The organism is Candidatus Methylomirabilota bacterium, assembly GCA_003104975.1.
Taxonomy (GTDB): domain Bacteria; phylum Methylomirabilota; class Methylomirabilia; order Methylomirabilales; family Methylomirabilaceae; genus Methylomirabilis.
This window is the reverse complement of record PQAM01000007.1, coordinates 16,270-38,187: the sequence shown is the minus strand read 5'-3', so window position 1 is coordinate 38,187 and position 21,918 is coordinate 16,270. Positions and strand designations below refer to the sequence as shown.

The window sequence follows — 21,918 nt, the reverse complement described above, 5'->3', positions numbered from 1 at the left end:
TACCAGCGGCTTCAACTGCCCGGAAATGCTGTTAACCTGAAACCTGCAACCCGGACCTTGGAACCACTTTCCGCGCCTGCTTCGCGACAACGGTGAGAAGAGCCGGTAATACGACCAAAGAGACCACCAGGACGGCCCCCATGCCAAGTGTAACCAAAAGACCGATACTGAATGCGCCGCGATGATGAGCAATGAGGAGACTGCTGAAGCCGATCATGGTGGTCAACGACGAAAGCGCCACACCCTTCCCCATGCTCCATGGCAGCACTGCAGTCTCCCCCTCCTCCCGGAAGCGGTGGATGATCAAGAGGCCGTTTTCCACCCCGAACGCCACGATCAGCGGGATGATAATCAAGTTGGCCAGGTTGAACCTGACCTGAAAGAGATGCATCAGGCCGACGGTCCAGATGGCGCCGATCACCAGCGGGACCTTGGCCAGGAGGAAGTAGCGGAGATCGCGCAGATGCAGCAAGAACGCCGCCGCCGCCCCGATTAACGCATAGATTCCCACCTGCTGGTACCCCTGCTTCATCGCTGTAATGACCTCGTATCCTTTCACAGGGTCGCCGACGGCGTCGGGATCGACCGACCTCAGGTCGGCGACAAACGCGCTCTGTGAATCGAACTCCCACGGATTGTCCCGTGGGTAGACCCGAATCAGATACGAACCGTCCCGCCCCACGAACTGCTTTTTCAGATCGTTCGGCAGGTCATCAAGCCCGACCGGACCGGAGGCGACCGCCCTGGCGAGAAGCGACAACTGATCATAGAAATCGTCGAACAGCTTGTCCTGAAAGACGGTAAGCCTCCGACCAACCTCTGCGTGTCCCCGTTGCCGAAGCCGGCGCTCGAACCGATTGATCAGCCTTCGCACCTGCGCCATCTGCTCCAGGGGCGGCTTCTCCGCTCCGATCCACTTGTCTGCGGCCTCCGTCGTCAGCATCTTGGCCTTCATCCGGTGCAGTGTATCCAGCAGCCCATCGAGATCAAGCGGTGCAGGTTGGGGAAGTGTTGAGAGGTCCGTCCCGGCCAGGACCGGCTTGAGTTCGCGAGCCCGCAGGAGCTTGCGCTCCTGATTTTCCGGGATGACCATCGCAATGCTTTCCACCTTGCTCACCGACGGAAGAGCCTCAAGCGCCTCGGTCTTTGCCCTGATCTCTTCAAGGCCCTCGGCCAGGATCACCCCATAGATGGTCGAGCGCTCCGACTGCCGGATGATCTTCAACTCCCAGTCCACCGACTCGGTCCCTTCCGCCTGAAGGCGGAGGACGTTGCCGTCGAATTCGACGCGACTCGCCCCATACAGGGCCAGCAGCGTCGCGGCCGCCGACAGGATCAGGACAGTACGGGGTTTACGGTACCAGGATTCCATAAAATCCGGAGGCTTCGGTAAAGATGGGAAATGCCAGTGAGTCTCACCGGTCTTTCCTGCGGGCGGGCGCCCGTGAGTTGACGCGGCGGCAGGCACCGTCGATGTGTGGGGATCGCGCCGCTTATCCCATAACAAGAGCAGCGGCGGGAGAACGACAAAGGCTGAGACCAGCATCAGCAGCAAGCCGCATCCTGTAATCAGGCCCAGTTCCTGAAAAATGCTGATCCCCGTAAGGATCAGCGTAAAAAGAGCTATGGAGGTGGTCAACGCGGCATGAGCAATGCCGGAACCGGCACCTTCGATGGCCCGCTCCAACGCCTCGCGAGTCGAATAGCCGGCGCCTCGCTCTTCCTCGTAGCGGGTCAGAAGATGAATCCTGTAATCGATCCCGATCCCGATCAACATCGGCGCCAACACCATCGAAAACATGTTCAGATGGCCGACTGTCACGGCGGCAAATCCGAAGGCCCAGCAGACGCCCATGACCAGCGCAACCATTCCCATAAGGGGCCTGAACACGCTCCGAAAGCTCAGTACCAGCAGAAGGGCCACACCGCCGACGGAAATGAGCGTCATCAGCCCGGAATCGCGTTGCGCCGCAGTTATCTCATCGTACTCGAGAGCCGGACCTCCCGTAACACCGGCCCTGACCCCAGGATACAGGGCGTGCAGCGACCGGATCTCCCGACGGATGGCTTGAATAGGCCGTTCGAACTTGTGCACACTGGCCGTATCGGCGTTCACAGTGGCCAGCACGAAGAGGAGCTGTTTGTTGTCGGACCACAAATAGCCTTCCCGATCGCCGTTCTCCTCAGCTTCAACCATGAACTGCTTCCACGGGGAGGTGTAGGTCCGCGGGGCGGCGGCCCACGCCTCAAGTTGCGTGAGCAGCGCAATCAGCGGCTGAAGCTCCACGGGGCGTCTGACCTCACCCTCGTCCTCTTCTTCCAGGAAACCCGTAAACAGATGACCGACCAACGCCGCGCTGATCTCTCGGTGAATCAGTTGGAACAGGTGATTCAAGCCCGGTTCGGCCGACAGCTCCTTCAACAGCGAGGCATGTTCCTGGAGCTTACTCCGCAGATCGCTGAGCTGCTCCGGGGTCAGGTACATCAGGAAATGATCCTCCAGCGACGTGAGATCGAAGCGATAGATCACCTCTTCGATCTCCGCCAACGCTTCCAGCCGTCCGGCAAGGACAGTGGCGTACCGCTCGGCCTGTTCCTTGTCGGCGGCCTCCACGACAATGACCACCCGGTCCGGATCGCCGAACGCTCGGTGATAGCGTTCTTGGGCCTGCCCGACCTTGCCGCTAAGGGCGGAGAGCGCCTCGTGCGTAGAGGTGAAGCTCAGTCGTGTGATTGCTACCCACACCGACACGAGCGTGAGCAGCACCGCGACGATCAACGTGGTTCTGGGGTAGGTAAGCACCGTATGAGACAGCACCCGTCGAAGACCCATCCGACAGCCCTCCTATCTGACAGGATCTTGCCGTTCAACGAAATAAAAAGGCCGCCTCCGCGTCTCGCGGATGGCGGCCCGACCACCCTCTCTCCTCCGGAAATAGATCTATCTCCGGACCTCTTGGGATAAATCCATTGCAGTTTTATATCAGATCAAATGGATGATCGGCGACAACCTCTGGCGTCCCACGAACAGACAACATCACGTAAACAAGCAGCCTCAGCTCGCATCAATTGCAAATAGATCACAAAGCGTCACTAAAATCCACTATAGTCAAACCCCCTTCAAAGTCAAGGCAAATCGCCTCTCGCAATTATTGACAAATTCCAGTGCGCGCATAACATTTGTAACATGGGCGACGTCGAGGGGGCCACGTGAGGCAATTCGGTGTGCTGGTGATGTTTGCATTTTCCGTAACTGTTGTTGAGAGTGGCTGCGCGACGACAAAATACACAGACACTGATACCCGGACCGGCCAGACCATCGGGTAGGCACAAGAGGCGGAGGGCAAGACGACATCCATCCATTGGACGATCCTCTTCTTCACCTCTGAGTGGTCGGATGGGGCCGCTCAGCCCTGAAGACGCCGGCCTGGAGGTAAACGATGGAAGCTCTCACACTGCTGATCGCCCTCATCGCGCTGGGCATTGCCATTGCCGCGTTCAAACGCACCGGGGGCACGGAAGACCTCAAGCGCCAGGTAGAGGGTTTCGGCATCACGTCCGAAACGGCGCGACAGAAAACAGCCGATGCGCTGGTCCGACTGGAACAGCTCATCCGCGGCAAAGAAAAACCCGGCACCCAGAAAGAAGAACGGCCGGATGAGCCTTCGGAGCCCAAGTAACCCGATGTGAGAAAAGCTGGGTCGTTCACTCGTGAATTCGCCGGCGATTCATATTACGGGGTCTGTCCTGCGTCTGCGTTGGCAACCGGACGGCTGACGCGGATCTCGTCGAGACCGCTGCTGTCCAAGATAGAGCTCGACTGCGATGAATCTGGACAAGTCTGATCTTATTCTTTACTACTGTCCGGTCGCATGTTAGGGGAACTTCTCGACGCCTATCATCTCGTTCGATTATTGATCATGCCGGCATTGAGGCCCCCGCTATCCTGTTGAACAGGTTGCCATCATCCATTGAAACAACGCCACCACCTCCCCCACATCCCGCACATAATAGTGAGCCTGTGATTCCGCACGGGCGCCAACCCGTATCGTGATGCTATCGGCCAACACCCCGCATGCACCTCCATCAGTGTGATCGTCGCCGATATATATCGGCAGGACCGAGTGTCGGTGAATGTCCTTCATCAACCACAGCGCGGCATGATCTTTTATCCACTTGACTCTGGGACAGAGTTCGATAACCTTCCTTCCGTAAAGCACTGCCAGTTCCGAAGCGCGAGCAAGGGGAAGTATTTCAGATGCGAATCTCCCCATGAGACAACTCTCCAGTTCGGTCGCCACCAACCGGTAATGCAGACTGATTGACAGGCCTTTGGCCTGGACGAGCGCCCCAGGGATATCTGCTGCGACACTGGCGAGCTTCGACCGAATACAGGCGACTGTTTTCTGAAAAGATTGCGGCACGATAACCTCAGCCTGACGACCAACTCGCCACACCCTTTGTCCATGATTGCCGATATAGATCAGGTTTCGTACCCCAACCCGCCGCCGCAGTTCGGCGACTGGTCGCTCGCTGATCACGCCGATCGTCATTCGAGGATGGCGTGAAAGCGCTCGGAGCACCGACCGGATCGAAGCAGGAAGCGTTGCCCGGTCTGAGGTGGGAGTCATCCGCATCAGCGTGCAGTCGTAATCCACGAGCACCAACACGTGACTGCTGCTCACGATTTCCGCCGCGACCCGCGGCCACTGTGTTTTGAGCTGTTTCATTGAGGTTTGAGGAGGGTTCAGAACTTCCTCTCAGTTCGGCGAGAGCCCTCAATCGCCACCCGGACAAGCTGACTGCGCGTCCGCACGCCGGTCTTTTGAAATAAATGCTGTAGCGTCGCTTTCACTGCGCTTTCCGTCACTCCTAGTTTGGTAGCGGCTTCCTTATTCGTGAGACCCTCAAATACGGCCTGAAGCACCTGTTCCTCTCGTTCGGTGAGGCGCTTGTGACCCTCTTGTTCCTCAGGCTGATTCACCGCATCGGCCATGAGTTGGATAACCCTCTGATCGACCCACGCCTCTCCTCTCACGACTCGCCGTATGGCTGTGACAAGGGCATCGGGCGGACTGTGCTTAAGAAAGATACCCGATGCGCCGAGTTTCAACGCGGCTGAGGATTCTGCGGCGTTCATCCCCGCCGTGACCATTAAGATTTTCCCTGCATACCCTCCCTCGCGAGCGAATGAGATAAACAGATTTCCATAATCCTCTCCGAGGTCAAAGTCCAACAAGACGACATCAACAGGGAAGCGGCTCAGGATCTCAAGCGCCTCGGCAGAGGTACCGCAGACTCCTGCTATGTCGAAATCGGGCTCCGATTGCAGAAGCCGGCTCAAGCCCTCTCGAAACAGGATGTGGTCGTCAAGCAACAGCACCCGTATTCGCTTCATGTCTGCCTGTATTTCCATAATTCGTCTCAGTGGAACCGGCTACTGCCAGGTCAATGACAAAGGAGCACCCTGGTACGGTAGGATCGTACCGGAGATCCCCACGAAAAGATCGCACGAGCGCTCGAGAGAGAAATAAACCAAGGCCCGTTGATTCGGCGCCCGCTTGAAAAGGTCGAAATAGCTTTTCCGCCGAACCGATTCCAGGCCCCGTATCGGTCACCCGAAGGGACAGGTGGCCTTTGCCGACAGAGACGGAGATATCGATTCTCTTCACATCGGCGCCCTCCAACGCTCGTTCGGCGTTCTTTGTCAGGTTCAATAGAGCCTGCAATAAGAGGTGTCGATCGGCCCACACCGGAGGAAGTCCTTCAGGGATCTCCCAGTGTACTGTAATGCCGGCCTCCTCGCAGGACGATTCCAGGACGATCCGAAGACTATCGAACATCTCAACGAGGTCGGTCCCGTCGATCTGCGCCGTTCTTGTCCCGCTTGTACTGTGTTTGAGCTCCAATGAGGCGATCTTATTCAGCGTCTCGACCAGCGAGCCGAGGGCTTCGAAATCCTTATTCGCCACGAGACGCCCACCCCGTGCGAGGTTCTCGTAGAGCACGGCGATAGCGCTACACACGTTTCGGATTTCATGAGACACCGCTCCGACAACGACTCGCGAGCCGGCCAGGAGGTGCTCAAAACTCGACTCCTCGCGTTCCCTCAACTCCTCGGAAAGATCGACGATCAAAGCGGCCAGGCGGGGACCTGCTGCCGTACTGTAGGTCGAGAAGAAGACGCGAGCCGGGAAGATGCTGCCGTCGTCTCGCGATCCACGGCATTGCATTTCGGTCCGAAAGGTCTGACGTGTGGTCTCAACAGACGGGACCGAGCCTAAGGCCACAACATAGCGGCTGATCATTCTCCCGGGCAGCTCTCCATTCGGCGCTCCAAACAGGCGGTGCGCCGATACATTTGCCTGAAGAATTGCGCCGTCGCCACTCATTGTGAGAATGGCAACAGGGCTGCTATCGATGAGAAACGCCAACTGCTCCTCTGCTTGGCGCCGAGCTACGACTTCCTGTTCAATCCGCTGGAGGTGCTCCATCTCGCCTCGGCGGCTCCTGATCACCTCATGGACGAACAACCCGGCCCCTGTCAATGTGGCAAACACCGAGAGATCGCGTAGCAGCGCGACGCTGAGAGGAAAAGGAACGGGGTTGAAGAGATCGGAGAGCATCATACAGAGAACCGCCGTCAACGCAATCGCCCCACGCGGCAGCACACTCGCCGCCAACATCACGGGAAACACATACAGGAACCCAAAAGAGACATCGACCGCCACACGCCAATCGATGACGGCCACGGCTCCGATCAGCGCTGCCGCACAGGCGAGTACGACGTGTCTTCTGCCAAGGAACGGAGGAAACATCATGTCCCAGCCCACATCGGCGCACCTCCGCCAAATCTTAAGCGCGGTTCCTCTTTACGTTATTCATTTAACACCTTCGACCTTCGCCCGCCAGCTATCTTTCGGCTCAGCGCCGGGTATCTTTCGGCTGGCTTGTCGCCCCTTCTACCAGCTACAGTATGGTCACACGAAAGGAAGAACCGGACGAAGGCGGGATACCCTCACTCGTCTGACTATTCTGTCTTTCGCCTGTGAACGGTCTGACGTGGAGGGCTTTAGAGCAGTTTCACTATCGCGGATCCCGTCACAATCTGAAGAGCGGTGTGAGATGCCAACTCAACCCTCAACGAAGGAGAAGACCGTTGATCGCCTCGGGCGGCCCCTCTGCGGCCAGAGAACGCAAGGTCACCCCTTGCAGCGCAAGCCGCGTCGCGTCCTCCCGCCGCCGCAACGCCGCAGCGACAGGACCGGTCATGGCGACGTCGGCCGCCGCGCCTGGCCGGGAGGTTCGGACCAGTGCCAGGATTTCGAAGATGGGCACATATTCGGGCGGCCGGCCTAAAGTGAACCCGGGAGGGTCCTCCGTACGAAGCAGCAGCCGGCCGCGGACAAACTCTTCCGTCAGTTCTTCGACTACCCCGAGGGGAATATCCAGTTTGAAGACCAACTCCGCGGTTCCGGCGGGCGGCTGCCCGGCCAGGTGGCGCCGCGTAATTTCGGCAAGTACCGTTAAGGCCGCCCATTCGCGAAACTCGTGGGTCCGTTGGCGCCGGACGACACCGCTGAGATAGGCCGATTGGTGCTGGTAGAAATACGCCACCTGTGCGCCGAGCAGCACAATAATCCAGGTGATGTACAGCCAGAGCAGGAACAGGATTACGATCGCAAAACCGGAGTAGATCGCGCTGTACCTCCCGGACTCGGCCACGAACGAGGTAAACGCCGTTCCCGCGAGCTGCCACAAACCGCCTGCCGTCAGTCCGCCGACAAGCGCCGAGGTGAGTCTGACCTGTGTATTGGGGAGTAATGCGTACAAGAAACTAAACGTGCCGCACAGGATCGCAAAAGGCAGGATCTTCGCGCCGAGTACAATCAGATACCCGAACGGCTGAATCTCCAGCACGCGCTGAACCAGCCAATGACTCTGCGCCGAGGCGATCATCGTGAACGCGGCAAAGACCAGGACGGGGCCGACCAGCACGACACTGAGATAATCTCTGAACTTACGGCCAAGGGAACGGGACTGGCGCACGCGCCAGATCGCATTGAAGGCGTCTTCGATCTGATGGATCGCCGAAAACGTCGTCCAGAACAACGTCGCCACACCGGCAGCCCCAAGCACACCGACCTTGAGATTGTTGACAAAGCCGATGATCTGCATGGTGACCTCGTGGCCCCGTTCGCCAAGTGGCTCCAGGGCCTGATCCAGAAACGGCTCGATCTGCTGGTGCACGCCGAAGCCCTTCAGCACAGAGAACATCACGGCCAAAAAGGGCACGAGGGAAAGCATGGTGGTATAGACCAGGCCGGCCGCCCGGTTGCTGAGCAGGTTCTCACGGAACTCCGACCCGGCCACGTTGATGATGCGCAGCAGGCGGACCCCTGCGCGCGCCCATGGCGCCAGACGATCCAACTCGGACGCCCACACGTCGTAGTGGAGCAGCTTGTTCACCTTGTCCAGCATAGAAGGACCTCTACTCCGCAAACCACGGTCGACGGCTGAGCGAAAGCGCACAACCCGACATAATGTTATTCTCCGTCAGGCGCTGCCTGAAGTCTCATCAGGAATGTTTCACCTTGGTATAGGTGCGAACCGCCGATTCCTTCTATTGTACAAGCATCGAGTCACCTCTTCGCGTATCAATCACGCCGGTAGTCCCGATTCTGAGCCCGGTCGCTCGATCGAAAAGTCGCAGCGCTGTTTCCTCGATGACGAATTCGTAATCTTTGCCCTGTTGGAAGGAGATCGCGATATCTGGCGATAGCCGAGCCGACACGCGGGCGTTTCCGAGCTGCTCCTCTAAGCAGCCGTAGACGATGCGTTCGGCCCCCAGGTCCTCCACCCGCGTTACCCTAAGCCGAAAGGATACCGGCCTGCCGTGTCCCCGATAGGCCTCTTTCGGGAGAAGCTGCTCGGGACGGAGACCGATGATCTCATCCCCATACGCCACGAGGTTCATCGGAGGTGATCCAAGGAAGCCGGCTACAAAGGTGTCGGCCGGTTCGTGATAGATCTCTCGAGGCGTACCGATCTGCCTGACTTGTCCGGTATCCATCACGGCAATCCGGTCCGCCAAGGCCATGGCCTCCACCTGGTCGTGTGTGACATAGATGGTGGTGGTCCCGATTTGCCGTTGCAACTGCAGAAGCTCCTCTCGGGCAGCGGTCCGGAGCCGCGCATCGAGGTTTGAGAGTGGTTCATCGAGCAGAAATACCGCCGGCTCTCGAACCAGCGCCCGCGCCAGGGCTACCCGTTGCCGCTCGCCCCCTGAAAGCTGACGAGGCTTCCGATCGAGTAACTGTTCGATTCCGAACATGGCGGCAGCCCGCTGGACCTTCTCTCTAATAGCTGCGGTTCTTAATCCCTGCACCGTGAGAGGGAACCCAATGTTCCTGCCGACCGTCATATGAGGATAGAGCGCGTAGCTCTGGAAGACCATAGCGACTTGCCTCGCCTGTGGAGGGAGATCGTTCACCAGCCGTCCTCCGATGCGAATCTCGCCGCCGGTGGGCGACTCTATACCGGCGATGAGGCGGAGCAGGGTGGACTTCCCACACCCTGACGAGCCGAGCAGGACAAAGAATTCGCCATCGTTGACGGTCAGGTTCACCCCATCTACGGCCAGAACTGATCCGAATTGCTTTGTGACTCGATATATCTCAACTATGGCCATAGAATACGCCTAATCCTATAAAGCTGTTTCTAGCGTCTGATTGCGTCAGTGCTCGTAATATTTCAACAACTACATAGTCATTTCGGCGGAAGCCGGAATCCAGTTTTCATGAACTTCTGGACCCCGGCTTTCGCCGGGGTGACGGCTTTTGGTATCGCTGATTTTTGCAATTAAGCACTAGCCTTCACCCCTTTACGGAACCGGCCGTAAGACCGGAGACGATGTGGCGTTGGAAGAGAAAAACGAGAAGAATCAGCGGTGTGGTGACGACGACCGTAGCAGCCGCCATCTCTCCCCAGGGGACCTCGTGCAGGCCGGGAAAGAGCGCGATGGCCACCGGAATCGTCCGCATCGTCTCCGTTGAGGTAAAGGTCAACGCATAGAGAAATTCATTCCACGCGAAGATAAAGACCAGGATGGCAGCCGTTCCGATCCCCGGCGCAGCGAGGGGGACGAAGATGCGAACGAATACCTGAAACGGGGTGCAGCCGTCCACCAGAGCGGCCAGATACAAATCGTCCGGGATCTCCCTGAAGACGCTCCACAGGATCCAGATGGCAAGCGGAAGGGCGAAGGTGGTATAGGGGACGACGAGACCCGCATAGGTATCCCGCCACCCAAAGACCCGAATGAGCAGATAGAGGGGGCTTACGGTGGCGATGGAAGGAAACATCGAGATGGACAACGCGGCGAACAGCAGGAGATGCCTGCCCCGAAACTGAAGCTTCGCAATCGCGAATGCTGCCAGCGAGCCGATGGAGAGGCAGGATACGGTGGTCAGCGAGGCGACAATCACACTGTTCAGAATAAATCGCCCGAACGGACGATGTTGAAAGATCGCGAGGTAATGGTCGAAGACCGGCCTTGTCGGCAAGAGCGGCGGCAGCGTCCCGACCTCGGAAGTCGGCTTCAGTGAGGTGAGCAGTTGCCACAGGAAGGGCGCGAGACAGAAGACGGCCAGCCCCGTCAAGATCGCCCAAAAGATGGCCCCCTGTGCGACCCGCCCTACCCGCCTATCCATGACGTTGCCTTCTGAAGACGACGATGTACACAGCGCTCAACAACAGAACCGCAAGAAAGGTGGCGACGGCGACGGTCGAACCGTAGCCGAACTGAAGGGTCTGAAACAGCAGCGTATAGGCGTACAGACTCAAGCTCTCGGTGGTGCTGGCCGGTCCCCCTCCCGTCAGCACGTAGGCCAGATCAAAGATCCGAAACGCATCGAGCGTCCTGAAAAGCAGGGCGATCACCATAAAGGGCAACAGCAGAGGCGCGGTGATTCGTCGGAAGATCTGCCACTCACCGGCGCCGTCCACTCTCGCCGCCTCGTACAACTCCTCGGGGATCATCTGCAAACCGGCCAGCAGGATGATGGCGGCAAAGGGGCTGGTCTTCCAGACGTCCGCCAGGATGAGCGCAAACATGGCCAACGTGCGATCCCCAAGCCAATTAAGCGGGGCGGACAGCAGGCCGATCTGCTGTAGCAGATAATTCAGCACGCCGAACTCGGAATTCAAGATCCATTCCCACATCCTCGCCGACACGACGGTAGGAACAGCCCAGGGGATGAGCACCAGCGCCCTGAAGAGACCCCGTCCTCGAAACGACCGGTGGAGGAGGATGGCCAGGATGAGGCCCGTGATCAGTTCCAGGGAGACCGAGAGCAGCGAGAAGTACGCCGTATTCAGGAAGCTCTGCCAAAAGCGGGAATCCTGGAGAAGGAAGCGGTAATTGTCGACCCCCACGAAATACGAAATGCCGAATACCGGCATCCTCCGATCAAGACTGATCCTGAACGCATGCACGATCGGAAAAATGGCGATCACTCCGATCATCAGAGAGGCCGGCAGGATCATCAGGAACGCCCGATCCCCTCTCATTCCACCTCCAGCTTCAAGACGTGTTCGATGAGTCGGGAGGCGTCGTCAAGAGCCTGCTCAGGTGACTTCACCCCCATGATGGCCGCGCTGAACTCCGGTTGGAGAAGTTGGGAGATCATGAGGTAAAAGGGGGTCACCGGCCTCGGACGGGCCCGCCGCATCGCCTCGTAGAGAGGCAGGATGAACGGGTTTGTCCGGTTGAGCTCCGCATCGTGGTAGAGGGCATCGCGCGCCGGAGGAAACCCCAGCCGCATGGCCAGGACCTTCTGAGCTTCCTGGCTGGTCAGGAACTCGGCGAGTTTCCAGGCCAAATCCGGATGTGCTGAAAAACGGTTGACCCCAAGCAGCCAGCCCCCTAACGTCGGAGCGCTATGATACCCTTCAAAGGACGGGAGCGTGGCAATTCCGACCCTTCCCCGCATTGTCGAACCCTCCCGGTCATACAGCGTCAAGGCATAGGGCCAGTTCCGCATGAAAATCGCTCGACCCGCTCCGAAGAGGTGACGGGTCGCCTCCTCATCCGCTGAGGTCACAAATGCAGGGGAGACCTTGTCGACCGCGACCAGGTCACGCATGAACCGGACAGCCTCAACCGCCCTTGCATCGCGGAGGGCTGAGTCGCGGCCATCCAGCACGCGACCCCCATTGCCGTGGATGAACTCCAGGGCGACACAGATCAACCCCTCATACTGCTTCCCCTGCCAGACGAAGCCCTTCAGATCCGGATCCTGTTCGCTGTCCAAGATGATCTTCGCCTGTCGGGACAGCTCCTTGAACGTCCGGGGTGGCGCGAACCCGTACTTCGACAGCAGGTCCTTTCGAAAGTAGAGGATTCCCGCGTTGACAAACCACGGAAGCGCATAGATGCGATCTTTATAGGTTGAAGCCTCTACAGGACCCGGCAGAAACCCCGTCAATCCATCAGTCCCCAATCTCCGGGTGAGATCCATAAGCCACCCCGCTCTGGCGAACTCCTGAATCCAGATGACATCCAGCGCGAACACGTCAAAGGTTGCCGATCGGCCCTCGAGGGCCGTCACGTAGAACTGATGCTGCTGGTCCGTCGAGGTGGGGAGCACCTCCTCGATGACCTCGACCCCCGGGTTCTGTTGTTCGAACGCCTCGATCAGCCCGGTCAGGGCTTCAGGAGAGGGCACTTTGAAGTGAGCGAATACCAGTTCCACCGTCCCCTTCTCGTGGGTGACGGTCTCTTCTCTCGCACACCCGACGGCGACAACGAGGGACGTGACGAGGAGGGATAGTCCCAGCAGTCGACACACCGTCATCCGGACACCGCATCCCGGTCCGCTACAAATGAGAGATCTCGTCCCGCTCCTCCTCTTCCTTCTCACGGTGAAGGCGGCGTTCGAGCAACTCTCTGGCCAAGTCCCGACCGCCCAGGCCAAAGGCGAGCGCCAGCGCCAGGACGAGGCCGCCGAACGTGATCGAGAACGCCGCCACCACCATCTCTTTGGCGATCCCCAGTTGAGTGAGGACCGTCGCGACGGTAAACACCAGCACGCCCCACCGAATAAGGGTCGCAATGAGCTGCGCACCCCGGATCTGGGCATTGACCGCGGCAATCAGGGCGCCCTGAGCCAAGAAAACGGCCAGCAGCCACCCGGCCCACAGGAGGAGAATGGCGGTCAGGAGCTGGGGTAGGAAACTCAGGGCGCCCGCGGTGAGGCGCGTGGCCGCCGGCAGGTTTAACGCGTCGATCCCCATGAAGGCAAACACCAGACACACCGCCCAGAAGCTCAGACGGCCGACGAGGGAGGAACATGGTCGTCTCACCCCTGCCTTGGCCAGGGCCTGGCTTACTCCCCATCGCTCACAGAGCGGATCGAACCCGACGGCCAGCAGGATCCGGTGAAGGACGCTTTTGACGATCCACCCGGCCACGAGGCCGATCGCGATGAGGGTCATCATGGCCAGGAGGTTTGGTAAAAAGAGGGTCATCTGCTTGCCCGTATTGCGAATGGCGTCGAGCATCGCCTCTTGCCACAGTTCATTCATCGTGTCACCTCCAACGCGCCGCCAGGTAGGGCTTCATCGCCTCAAACCGTTCAGCCATCGTCTCAATGACCTCTTCCACCTGCTGATGGCCGCTCTCTTGCGTCTCCAGGACAAAGGACGCGGTCCTGCCGAGGTAGAGCGGGGTCAGCGCCCTGAGCAGATGCTCCAGGTGCAGGACTCGATGGTGGTAGGCCAGCGCAAAATCGTAGATCACAGAGACCCAGACATCGAGTGGAAACCGAAACTGTTCCGTCTCTCGGGAAGCGATGAGCCGCAGTTCGGTCAAGGTCTCAGGGGCGAGAATCGTCTCCCAGATAGGGAGCAGATCGCGGACGCCCTGCGCAAAGGCGCTCACCATCCGTTCTACGCTGACCGAGACCTGCTCGACCTCTACCTCGCGCAACGGTCCGAAGATCGGGACAGGACTCGATCCCTGTGTCGCCTGCCACACATTGGGGTACGCTTCGATCAAGCTGAAGAGGGAACCCACCACCTGTACCAGCATACCTGAGAGATGCAGCCCCGGGTCCTTGTGCTCGTGAACCTTGGCCCCGAGGAACGCCTGGCAGATTCGATATCCCTCGGCCGCCGCGGTGATCGTCATCCAGATATCGATCCCGAAGCGGGCTACATCGGTCTCCCAGACCGGCTTGGTGAGGTACAGCGCAGCCAGCTTCCCCGAGAAACCGAAGTCACCGCCGATAGGCTGTCGGATCCGTTGACCGTACAGGGACCTGGTCAGGGGATAGACAATGCTGTTGGTGATAGTCCCGTCATACTTGTGGCGGCGGTACAGCGGCGCCACATAATCAAATCTCCCGTCGTACACGGGTCGGACCAGCCGCTCGACCCACTCCGGAGTAATAGAGCGGAGATCCGAGTCGACAACCGCGCAGGCCTGGACCTGAAGCGTCTCGGCTATCTTGAAGATCGTTCGAAAAGCGCTCCCCTTTCCCGGGATCCCATGATACGGGGTAATAATCTCGTGGATGGGCGGAACGGGCTGCTGAACAAGCAGTGCGGACGACTCTCGAAGCGCTGCCTGCACAGCCTCGGGGGTTCCATCCTGAGATCCGCCATCGGAGTTGACGATGACCGATTGCGCATGCGGAAAGTACAGGGCGAGTCCGGAGGCGACGGTCTTGACGACATCCCCGATCGTACCGGCGTTGTTGTAGCTCGGGATCCCGATCAGGATGTCGGCCTTCCCGATCTCCTGCAGTCTCTCCAGAACGGGCTCATAAAGGAACTGTTCCACTGCCTTCAGTCCCTGCGGATAGAAGGTTCAGGACGGCCGTTCGCCATCCCCGCGGCCCGATGCCTTCGACCCGGATCAGGTTGGGAACCTTGACGGTGGAGTCGTAACTCCCGTCGAACCGTTGGACGAGGATGGGGACGTCGACGGCCCACAGCATGGGCAGGTCGTTCTGGCTGTCCCCGATCCCGGCAGTACGCACGACACCGCGCGCCCGCTCGAACAGCCGCGTCACATCGGTCACCGCTTTCCCTTTGTCATTGGCTCCCGTGAGGTGGTAAAGCCTTCCGCCCCGCGTACATCGGAGGTCTCGCGTTCCGAACAGCGTCGCCACACGCTCCAGCTCTTCAGCAGGATCTTTGACGAAAAACGGTTCATCGTACTCCCGGACCTTCGCGAGACGGGCCTCCTCCACCGAGAGACCCGTCAACGCGGCGACCTGCTCGACGCTCAGGTCCGAGAAGCCGCCAATCCTGGCCCCACTCTCGGCTCGGACCGCCCTCAATACATCGACCAACCTGTGGTAGGGGGTACCGTACTCGATAACGTGGTAGCCGTTCACGTCGCGCTGATACGGATAGGCGAAGGGAAAATAGCCCGCGGGGATAAAGGCGGCGCCTCCGTTCTCGACAATAAACGGATCATCGTTGTTGAGGCGCTGTCGGTACCGCGCCACCTCGGCCCTCGTCTTGCTGGTGCACAGGACGAGGGGAATGCCGCGTTGCCTGACCTTTTCCAACGCGTCTCGAGCCGGATCGAAGCTGTACGTCTTATAATCCAGCAACGTCCCATCCAGGTCGGTAAATATAACCAGGTCGACGCCGTCCATCACGATCCCGTAAAGTTCGTCAGGAGGGTAAGGTAATCCCTCAGATGCCTGGTAATGAGAAAATTTCCCCGGACGTATTCCCTGGCGGTGGCGCCCATCCTCTTGATCAACTCAGGGTGGTTCAGGAGATGGCTGATCCGGAAGGCCGCGCCTTCTGCCGTATGAACAAGGTAACCGGTCACGTCGTCGATGATCTGAACGGTAATGCCGCCCACGGCTCCGCCGATTACCGGCTTGCCCTTCCACATCGCTTCCGACACGGTGAGGCCGAAACCCTCCCTGGTAGATTTCTGCAGTACGATTGTCGCCGTTCGTTGAAGTGCGTTGATGGTCAGATGAGCGTCCGGCGGGAGTTCCAGGATATGGATGTCCTGATCCTGCCCCGCCGCCTCACGGACTTCAGCCAGTACTGTCGCTCCCTCCGGATCGTCGGCCGCGCCGCCGCCGGCCAACACCAGTCGACAGTCATGATACCGTTTGACAAGCCGATAGGCATTGATCACCCCCAAGGGATCTTTGAAGCGATCAAAGCGGGAGACCTGAAGAAGTATCGGCTTATCCCTTGGCACCTCAAGACGATCAAGGACGCTGTTGGCCTCCGATCGGGACAACTCCCGGTTCTTATCGCTCAGCGGATCGATAGACGGGTAAATGAGGAATTGGGGGATCGGAAGTCGCTGGCCAAAGCTGGGCAGCGAGAAGATGGTGGCGTCAAATTGCGCGACAAAGTGGCGAAGGAAGTTCCAGACTCGCCGCTGGGGGTGGGACGCATCGATATGGCACCGCCAGATCCACCGCCCCCTTGTCCGGCGCTCGATCAACAGCGCCGGCTGGGGATCGTGGATAAACACCAGATCTGCGTCCAGATTCAGAGACTTCGCATTCTGTCGATTGACCTCGATGAAGGTCCGGTACATCTCCTCGGTAATGACCTGCTCATGACCCTGAAGGGCGTTATGGAACCGCTTGGTGACGGCGAAGAAATCGGGAGTTCCCTCGATCACCTCCCACCGCGCGTCAATCCCGAGCGTCTGCAGCATCGGAACCAGACGGGTAAGGATCTCGGCCACTCCTCCCCCATACCGGGTGGAGTTGACGTGGAGGAAACTTCGCCCTTTCACCCGTTCGCTCAAACGGCAGAGCAGATCGACCGCTCCTTTCGGAGCCACCTCGCGATAGTCTTCGACCTTGCAGATCATCGACCGCCTTCTCGCTTCAAAAACACGTCGCAGGTGGTGAGGAGCTTTGAGCGGAGCTGCTCAAGGCTACCCAGATATGGATTGATCATCCCTATCGCGTCAGCCAGTTCCGGCATCTGCAGACATTCCCGAAGCCAGACGGAAAAATCACCCTCTCGGCGATTGAGCCGCATGCGCGCCTCGAGAAGGTGGAAATAGATGGCGCTGGCATCAACATCGGCCAGGGCGTTTCGAAACCCTGTCAACGTCCTGACTTCAAGCCCGGTGGAGACCTCGACGATTCTGGACTGCTTGAAATAGAACGGCTCCCCGAACACGACCCGCGGTACGATAGCCATCCTCGAAAGATGGTCGTCAACGATTGAAAGGACCTCTTCGCGAAGCACGGTCAGATTTGCAAAGTCGAAGGGGTCCACAACAGCCAGACGCTCGCCGAGGATATGGTCCCTCACCTGGACAGCGACCCAGGTGGCGAAATCGCTGGGGTAGAGGCCGGCCACAAACGGGTGGCGAAGAAAGTAGCTGTGGGTATGATAATAGATCGAATCAAGCGGGACCTCATCGAGGAGATCGGCCAGTTCCTTTTCATTCTCCGCCTCTTTGCCCAGGATCTCCTGGAGCTCGATGCAGCCCACGAAGAGAAAGGGCGACGTTGCCTCCCGCTCCATCATCTCATTGCTCCTCTCTCCGCTTTCTCATCCGAAGGTGAGCAGTGAGCCCACACCGCTGTGGGTTTCAAGATACTGCCTTCTGAGGGTATGGGCCTTTCCGGACTCGTGCCAGGTCCGGGCCGTCTTCCTGATCTCCTCCTCGAGAACGGCGGTCCGGGAAACCAGTTCAGGAGCGATCTGGGACTGAACCGCCTCGACAGCCCGCCTGAGTAAGGCGGCTCCCCGCTCGATCATCCCGGTATCCCACCATGGACGGCAGGAGGCCCACCAGTATTGGCAGCTATGAAGTCCCTCGTCCAGATAGTGTCTCGCCGCCTCATAGCCCGGCGCGGACCGATCGACCGAGGTCAGCGCATCAATGGCCAGGCGGGTGAGCGCCCATTGGGCACGGTGCAGATCATGGTCCGGGTAGGCCCATTGGGGATACGGAACGGCGGCGGCCATCTCGTCTTCCCACGTGCTCCATGAGCACGGCAGCGGATCCACCTCCTCTTCCTCCTCAAAGAGGGTAAACAGATCGCTGAGTCGGCAAAGATCCAATGCGCGTGAGGTAAAGATGTCGATCAACAGTTGCTCCTGACCCTTTCGATGATGACCGTACACCTCCCCATCCGTACCGGTCAGGAGGTAACGCGTGTGCCCGACCGCAGCGCCGAGATGTCGAAGCAGCTTCTCTCCGGTAGGAAAGCGCCCGTAGGTGATCCCGGCCGAGGTGGACCGCTCTTTGAAGAAGACGTGAAAATCCCGCAAGCCGCGAACGCGATAGAGTCGATCGGGGCGAACAATGTCCAGTGTACCGCAATAGCCGATCTCGTCGACGACGATCCATCGGTAACCCAGGCGGTGGACCATCTCCGCGACCCCTCGGCTGTAACACATCTCCGGGGAAAAGAAGCCCTGCGGCCGGTAGACGTTCCCCAGGTAGCGACGGTTGGCCGCGGTGTTCAGTTCAATCTGGCGAACCGCCTCCGCTTCCGGGATCAGGGGAAGGATCGGGTGGTACATGGCGCTCCCCGTAAATTCGATCTGACCGCGAGCGGCCAGCTCTCCGAGTCCGTCTATGACATCCTGATAGCCGCCACGGACCAGTTGCTCGGTCAGGCAACCGTTGATGTTCAGGGTCAGTCTGGCATGCGGATGCCTGAGGAGAATGGCGACCAACGGCCGATAACATTCATTCGTGACCCTTTCCAGGATCTCCGGGGTCTGCGTCGGCGGCTGATAGATATGCACGAAGTTTGTCCAATACATCTGCCTCACCCGTCCTTCCAGCGTGTGAGTTGTCGTCCCCCATGGCCGGGAGATCGGCCGGTGGAGACAAGAAACCGTGCAATCGTCCGATTGCCACAAATCCGAAGGTATCGCTCACAACTTATTGTCCTGATCGACGGCGTCGCGCAGCCTGGTCAAGAAGTCAGGAACCGCCGCCAGGACCCGGTTCCAGTTGGGGATCAACGGGACACCCAGCGGGTCGGCCAGGAACCCTTCGATCGCCAATTGGATGGCCCTCGCGAAGGCCTCTACCGCCTGCCCCTCCTGATGCTGGTCGTACACAAGCCGGTTGATGTACGCGTCGTTCTGGTACCGGCTCAGCATGTCGCGGGCCGTCCTGATATAGGTGATCGGCAGGGTCTTTAAGAGCCCGTCGGACAGGACGGTCCCTTCTTCAGCCAATGTCCGAAGGATGCTCTTGGTAATATCGACAGCCATTCGCGTCAGCCCCTTGGTCGGGTCGGTCGCAGAGAGATCCTGATGCTTGTGGTCATACGTGTCGGCCAGCTCTACCTGGCAGACCCGTCCCACGGCACAGTTCCGATAGACCTGGGCCAACACCCCGACCTCCAACCCCCAGTCCCACGGGATTCGATTCACCCGGGCCAGATCCGCGATCATAGCGAATTCTCCGGCTAATGGGTATCTGAAGCTGTCCAGATAGGTCAGGAACGGTTGCTGGTCCATGATCCGCTGAAGGGCTCGGATGAGGGGCACTATCAACAGTCTGACGGCTCTGCCGTGGAGGCGATCCGTCACCCGACTGTAGTAGCCCTTCGCAAACTCAAACGCCAATCGCGGATTCGCGACGGGGTAGCAGAGTCGCGCGAGCAACTCTCGTTGGTAGGTGAGAATATCGCAATCGTGAAGCGCAATGACGTCGCTTTGGCCGCGGGCCAGGACATAGCCGAACGTCATCCACGCCGATCGTCCCTTGCCGTCCGGTCCGGCAGAGATACCGCGTTCCTCCAGTAAACGATAGAGGGCCTGGATCCTAGGGCCGTCGTTCCAGAGCAGCAGAGGCGCCTGAGGAAGAGGCGCAAAGAACGCCTTGGCCTTCAGGAACTCCTCCTCGCCGGCCCGTCCCAGCCCGACGACGATCTCTCGCAGATACCGGACCTGGGCCAGTTCATCGACAATCCGGGGCAGCGCCTCCCCTTCCAGTTCGGAGTAGAGACACGGCAGCACCAACGCGATGGGCCGATACAACAGTGTCTCTTCCAACTCCTTCTCAAGCTGTTCGAGGTTCGGCTTTCCCAGCCGATGGAGCGTCGTGATTACGCCTGTCTGATGGAAATCACTCATCCGATCCCCTCCGATTGAACAATCGCTACGCTTCGCCGATCTTCTGCTCGAGAGCCTTTTTGACCATCTGAACGAGGACCGACATGCCGAACGGCTTCGCAAGGTAGGCGGTCGCCCCCTTCCCCATGGCCTCAACACACGTCTCCCGGTCGCCGAAGGCCGTAATGAGGATGACCTGAGCCTCCGGCCGGAGGCGCTTGATCTCGGGAAGAATCTCGATACCGCTCAGGTCGGTCATGATCTTATCCAGGATGATGACCTGGTATGAGGCCTCCTGAATCGTGCGGAGCGCCTCCGATCCATTCGCTGCCTGGGTGACATGGAATCCTTCTCGGGTCAGGATATCCTCCAGAAGTCGACGCATCTCCTGATCATCGTCGATAACCAGAATTTTCGGTACGTACAATTCATACAGGTCCATTGACTGAGCCTCCCTTTGCGTACCAGCCATGCTCTTGCCATACCAGCGCAGCTCGCATTTTTATCTATTCACCGTGACGCTTTACCAGGCCAGCACGATCCTGACGTCGCGGACATTGATGCCGGTTGGCCCTGTGATAATTGTATCTCCAAGCCGATCGAAGAATCCATGCGAATCGGATGCTTCGCGCACTATCGCGATACCCAGACCAGCCGCCTCAGCCCTGCTGAGTGTCGTACCGTCGGCAAACGCGCCCGCCGCACCGGAGTTTCCGTCGATTCCATCGGTCCCCGCGCTGAGCACTGCTATCTGTTTGCCTGCAATGACCTCCACGCTTTCCAGGGCGAATGCCTGATTTCGCCCCCCGCGTCCTCCACCCAGTACCGGAGAGACCAGTTCGCCGCCCGATATCACCGCAACGGGCGTTCCATCAAGGCCCTTGACTTCGTCCTCGGCCCGCTGAGTCAGTATCCTGGCCGCATCAGAGGCTGAGGTGTCGTCCGACAGCTCAACGACAATCGGCCTCCACCCGGTCCCTTCAGCAAATCTCACGGCCGCTGCGACCGCGTCATCGTTGTCCAGAAGCTTGTGCCATTGTGCCCTCTGAAAGGCCGGATGGTCGGCTTTCGGTGTTTCGGGCACGCCGCCACTATCAACGAGCGCCCGAATGGAATTGGGAAGTACGGAGGTCAGCGTATACCGCTCGACGAGTCCGCGCATCTGCTGAACGGTAGAATCGTCCGGCATCGACGGCCCCGACGCCACAAAGGAAGGATGCCCACGAGGCACATCGGAGATGTACAGCGTCAGTTGCTGCGCCGGCGCCGCCGCGACAGCAAGCCTGCCGCCTTTCACCGCCGAGACGTGCTTCCTGATCGTGTTGGTCTCGACGATGGTCAACTCCCCTGAAATCAGTGCTCGGTTCATCCCCGCAAGGTCCGCGAGAGTCATGGTATCACTGATCGGCAGTTCGAAGCAGGCCGACCCCCCGCCGGACACCAAAAAAATCGCCAAATCATCACCGGTCACTCCGCGCATCATAGATAGGGCCGTTGCAGCGGCATCCAGGCTCGCCCTGTTCGGCATCGGGTGCCCGCCCTCGAAGGTCTGAAACCGCGGATGACTCCAGCCCTGAAGCGCTGGATCGGCCAACACACCGGCATATGGCGCAATGTCGCATCGCGTAAGGAACGCCTCCGCCATGCCGGTTGCGCTCTTGCCCATCGCGACGACGTAGACCCGCCCGCGGATCCGATGCGCACCGGCGATGACGTCCTCCGGCAGACGACGATCAAACGCTCGACCGATATCACAGAAATCCAGAACAGACCGGAACTGGTCAAGAAGCTTATGCTTGGCCGTAGCACAATCCATTAAGC

The 21,918-nt window shown here is 59.2% G+C and carries 19 protein-coding genes; 2 read left to right on the top strand and 17 right to left on the bottom strand.

Annotated features, from left to right (window positions below; genetic code table 11):
• Positions 1-31: 31 nt before the first annotated feature.
• The gene (locus C3F12_03545) at positions 32-2,833 is read right to left on the bottom strand and encodes a hypothetical protein (GenBank protein PWB47770.1); all 2,802 of its coding nucleotides are present in this window, start codon (positions 2,831-2,833) and stop codon (positions 32-34) included.
• A gap of 607 nt (positions 2,834-3,440) precedes the next feature.
• Between C3F12_03545 and C3F12_03540 the strand changes: the two genes are divergently transcribed.
• Positions 3,441-3,680, top strand: a complete 240-nt coding sequence (locus C3F12_03540) for a hypothetical protein (protein PWB47769.1) — start codon at positions 3,441-3,443, stop codon at positions 3,678-3,680.
• A 261-nt stretch (positions 3,681-3,941) separates the two neighbouring features.
• Here the strand turns inward: C3F12_03540 and otsB are convergent, their stop codons facing one another.
• From otsB to C3F12_03500, 8 genes are all read right to left on the bottom strand, one after another.
• Positions 3,942-4,730 (bottom strand): trehalose-phosphatase, encoded by a 789-nt coding sequence (gene otsB / locus C3F12_03535; protein ID PWB47768.1) that lies wholly within the window; start codon positions 4,728-4,730, stop codon positions 3,942-3,944.
• A 17-nt stretch (positions 4,731-4,747) separates the two neighbouring features.
• Positions 4,748-5,416 carry a DNA-binding response regulator gene (locus C3F12_03530; GenBank protein ID PWB47767.1) on the bottom strand — a complete coding sequence of 223 codons (669 nt, stop codon included), beginning with the start codon at positions 5,414-5,416 and terminating at the stop codon, positions 4,748-4,750.
• Positions 5,370-6,821, bottom strand: coding sequence for a hypothetical protein (locus tag C3F12_03525; protein ID PWB47766.1), 1,452 nt, complete (start codon positions 6,819-6,821; stop codon positions 5,370-5,372). Before C3F12_03525 ends, C3F12_03530 begins: the two co-directional genes overlap by 47 nt.
• Before the next feature lie 319 nt (positions 6,822-7,140).
• The gene (locus C3F12_03520; GenBank protein ID PWB47765.1) at positions 7,141-8,481 is read right to left on the bottom strand and encodes a ribonuclease BN; all 1,341 of its coding nucleotides are present in this window, start codon (positions 8,479-8,481) and stop codon (positions 7,141-7,143) included.
• A gap of 142 nt (positions 8,482-8,623) precedes the next feature.
• Positions 8,624-9,691, bottom strand: a complete 1,068-nt coding sequence (locus C3F12_03515) for an ABC transporter ATP-binding protein (GenBank protein PWB47764.1) — start codon at positions 9,689-9,691, stop codon at positions 8,624-8,626.
• Between the two features lie 184 nt (positions 9,692-9,875).
• Entirely contained in the window at positions 9,876-10,712 is an 837-nt protein-coding gene (locus tag C3F12_03510) for a sugar ABC transporter permease (protein PWB47763.1), read from the bottom strand.
• Positions 10,705-11,571: an ABC transporter permease gene (locus C3F12_03505; protein PWB47762.1), complete on the bottom strand. Its 867-nt coding sequence runs from the start codon at positions 11,569-11,571 to the stop codon at positions 10,705-10,707. Before C3F12_03505 ends, C3F12_03510 begins: the two co-directional genes overlap by 8 nt.
• Positions 11,568-13,142: a sugar ABC transporter substrate-binding protein gene (locus C3F12_03500; protein PWB47761.1), complete on the bottom strand. Its 1,575-nt coding sequence runs from the start codon at positions 13,140-13,142 to the stop codon at positions 11,568-11,570. Before C3F12_03500 ends, C3F12_03505 begins: the two co-directional genes overlap by 4 nt.
• 68 nt (positions 13,143-13,210) lie before the next feature.
• Here C3F12_03500 and C3F12_03495 point away from each other — a divergent pair, with 68 nt between their 5' ends.
• Positions 13,211-13,444, top strand: a complete 234-nt coding sequence (locus C3F12_03495; protein PWB47760.1) for a hypothetical protein — start codon at positions 13,211-13,213, stop codon at positions 13,442-13,444.
• Positions 13,445-13,591: 147 nt separating this feature from the next.
• Here C3F12_03495 and C3F12_03490 read toward each other — a convergent pair whose 3' ends face one another.
• The 8 genes from C3F12_03490 to C3F12_03455 form a co-directional block, all read right to left on the bottom strand.
• Positions 13,592-14,845, bottom strand: a complete 1,254-nt coding sequence (locus C3F12_03490) for a glycosyl transferase family 2 (protein PWB47759.1) — start codon at positions 14,843-14,845, stop codon at positions 13,592-13,594.
• On the bottom strand, positions 14,826-15,671 hold the full coding sequence (locus C3F12_03485; GenBank protein PWB47758.1) for a mannosyl-3-phosphoglycerate phosphatase: 846 nt from the start codon (positions 15,669-15,671) through the stop codon (positions 14,826-14,828). Before C3F12_03485 ends, C3F12_03490 begins: the two co-directional genes overlap by 20 nt.
• Positions 15,671-16,870 (bottom strand): glycosyl transferase family 1, encoded by a 1,200-nt coding sequence (locus C3F12_03480; protein PWB47757.1) that lies wholly within the window; start codon positions 16,868-16,870, stop codon positions 15,671-15,673. Before C3F12_03480 ends, C3F12_03485 begins: the two co-directional genes overlap by 1 nt.
• Positions 16,867-17,541 carry a hypothetical protein gene (locus C3F12_03475; GenBank protein PWB47756.1) on the bottom strand — a complete coding sequence of 225 codons (675 nt, stop codon included), beginning with the start codon at positions 17,539-17,541 and terminating at the stop codon, positions 16,867-16,869. The genes C3F12_03480 and C3F12_03475 overlap by 4 nt, the downstream gene beginning before the upstream one ends.
• A 24-nt stretch (positions 17,542-17,565) precedes the next feature.
• A complete protein-coding gene (locus C3F12_03470) occupies positions 17,566-18,792 on the bottom strand; it encodes a hypothetical protein (GenBank protein ID PWB47755.1) in 1,227 nt (408 codons plus the stop codon).
• A gap of 114 nt (positions 18,793-18,906) precedes the next feature.
• On the bottom strand, positions 18,907-20,118 hold the full coding sequence (locus C3F12_03465; GenBank protein ID PWB47754.1) for a glycosyl transferase: 1,212 nt from the start codon (positions 20,116-20,118) through the stop codon (positions 18,907-18,909).
• 25 nt (positions 20,119-20,143) lie between these two features.
• A complete protein-coding gene (locus tag C3F12_03460) occupies positions 20,144-20,569 on the bottom strand; it encodes a hypothetical protein (GenBank protein ID PWB47753.1) in 426 nt (141 codons plus the stop codon).
• Between the two features lie 51 nt (positions 20,570-20,620).
• The gene (locus tag C3F12_03455; GenBank protein ID PWB47752.1) at positions 20,621-21,913 is read right to left on the bottom strand and encodes a glycerate kinase; all 1,293 of its coding nucleotides are present in this window, start codon (positions 21,911-21,913) and stop codon (positions 20,621-20,623) included.
• Positions 21,914-21,918 lie beyond the last annotated feature (5 nt).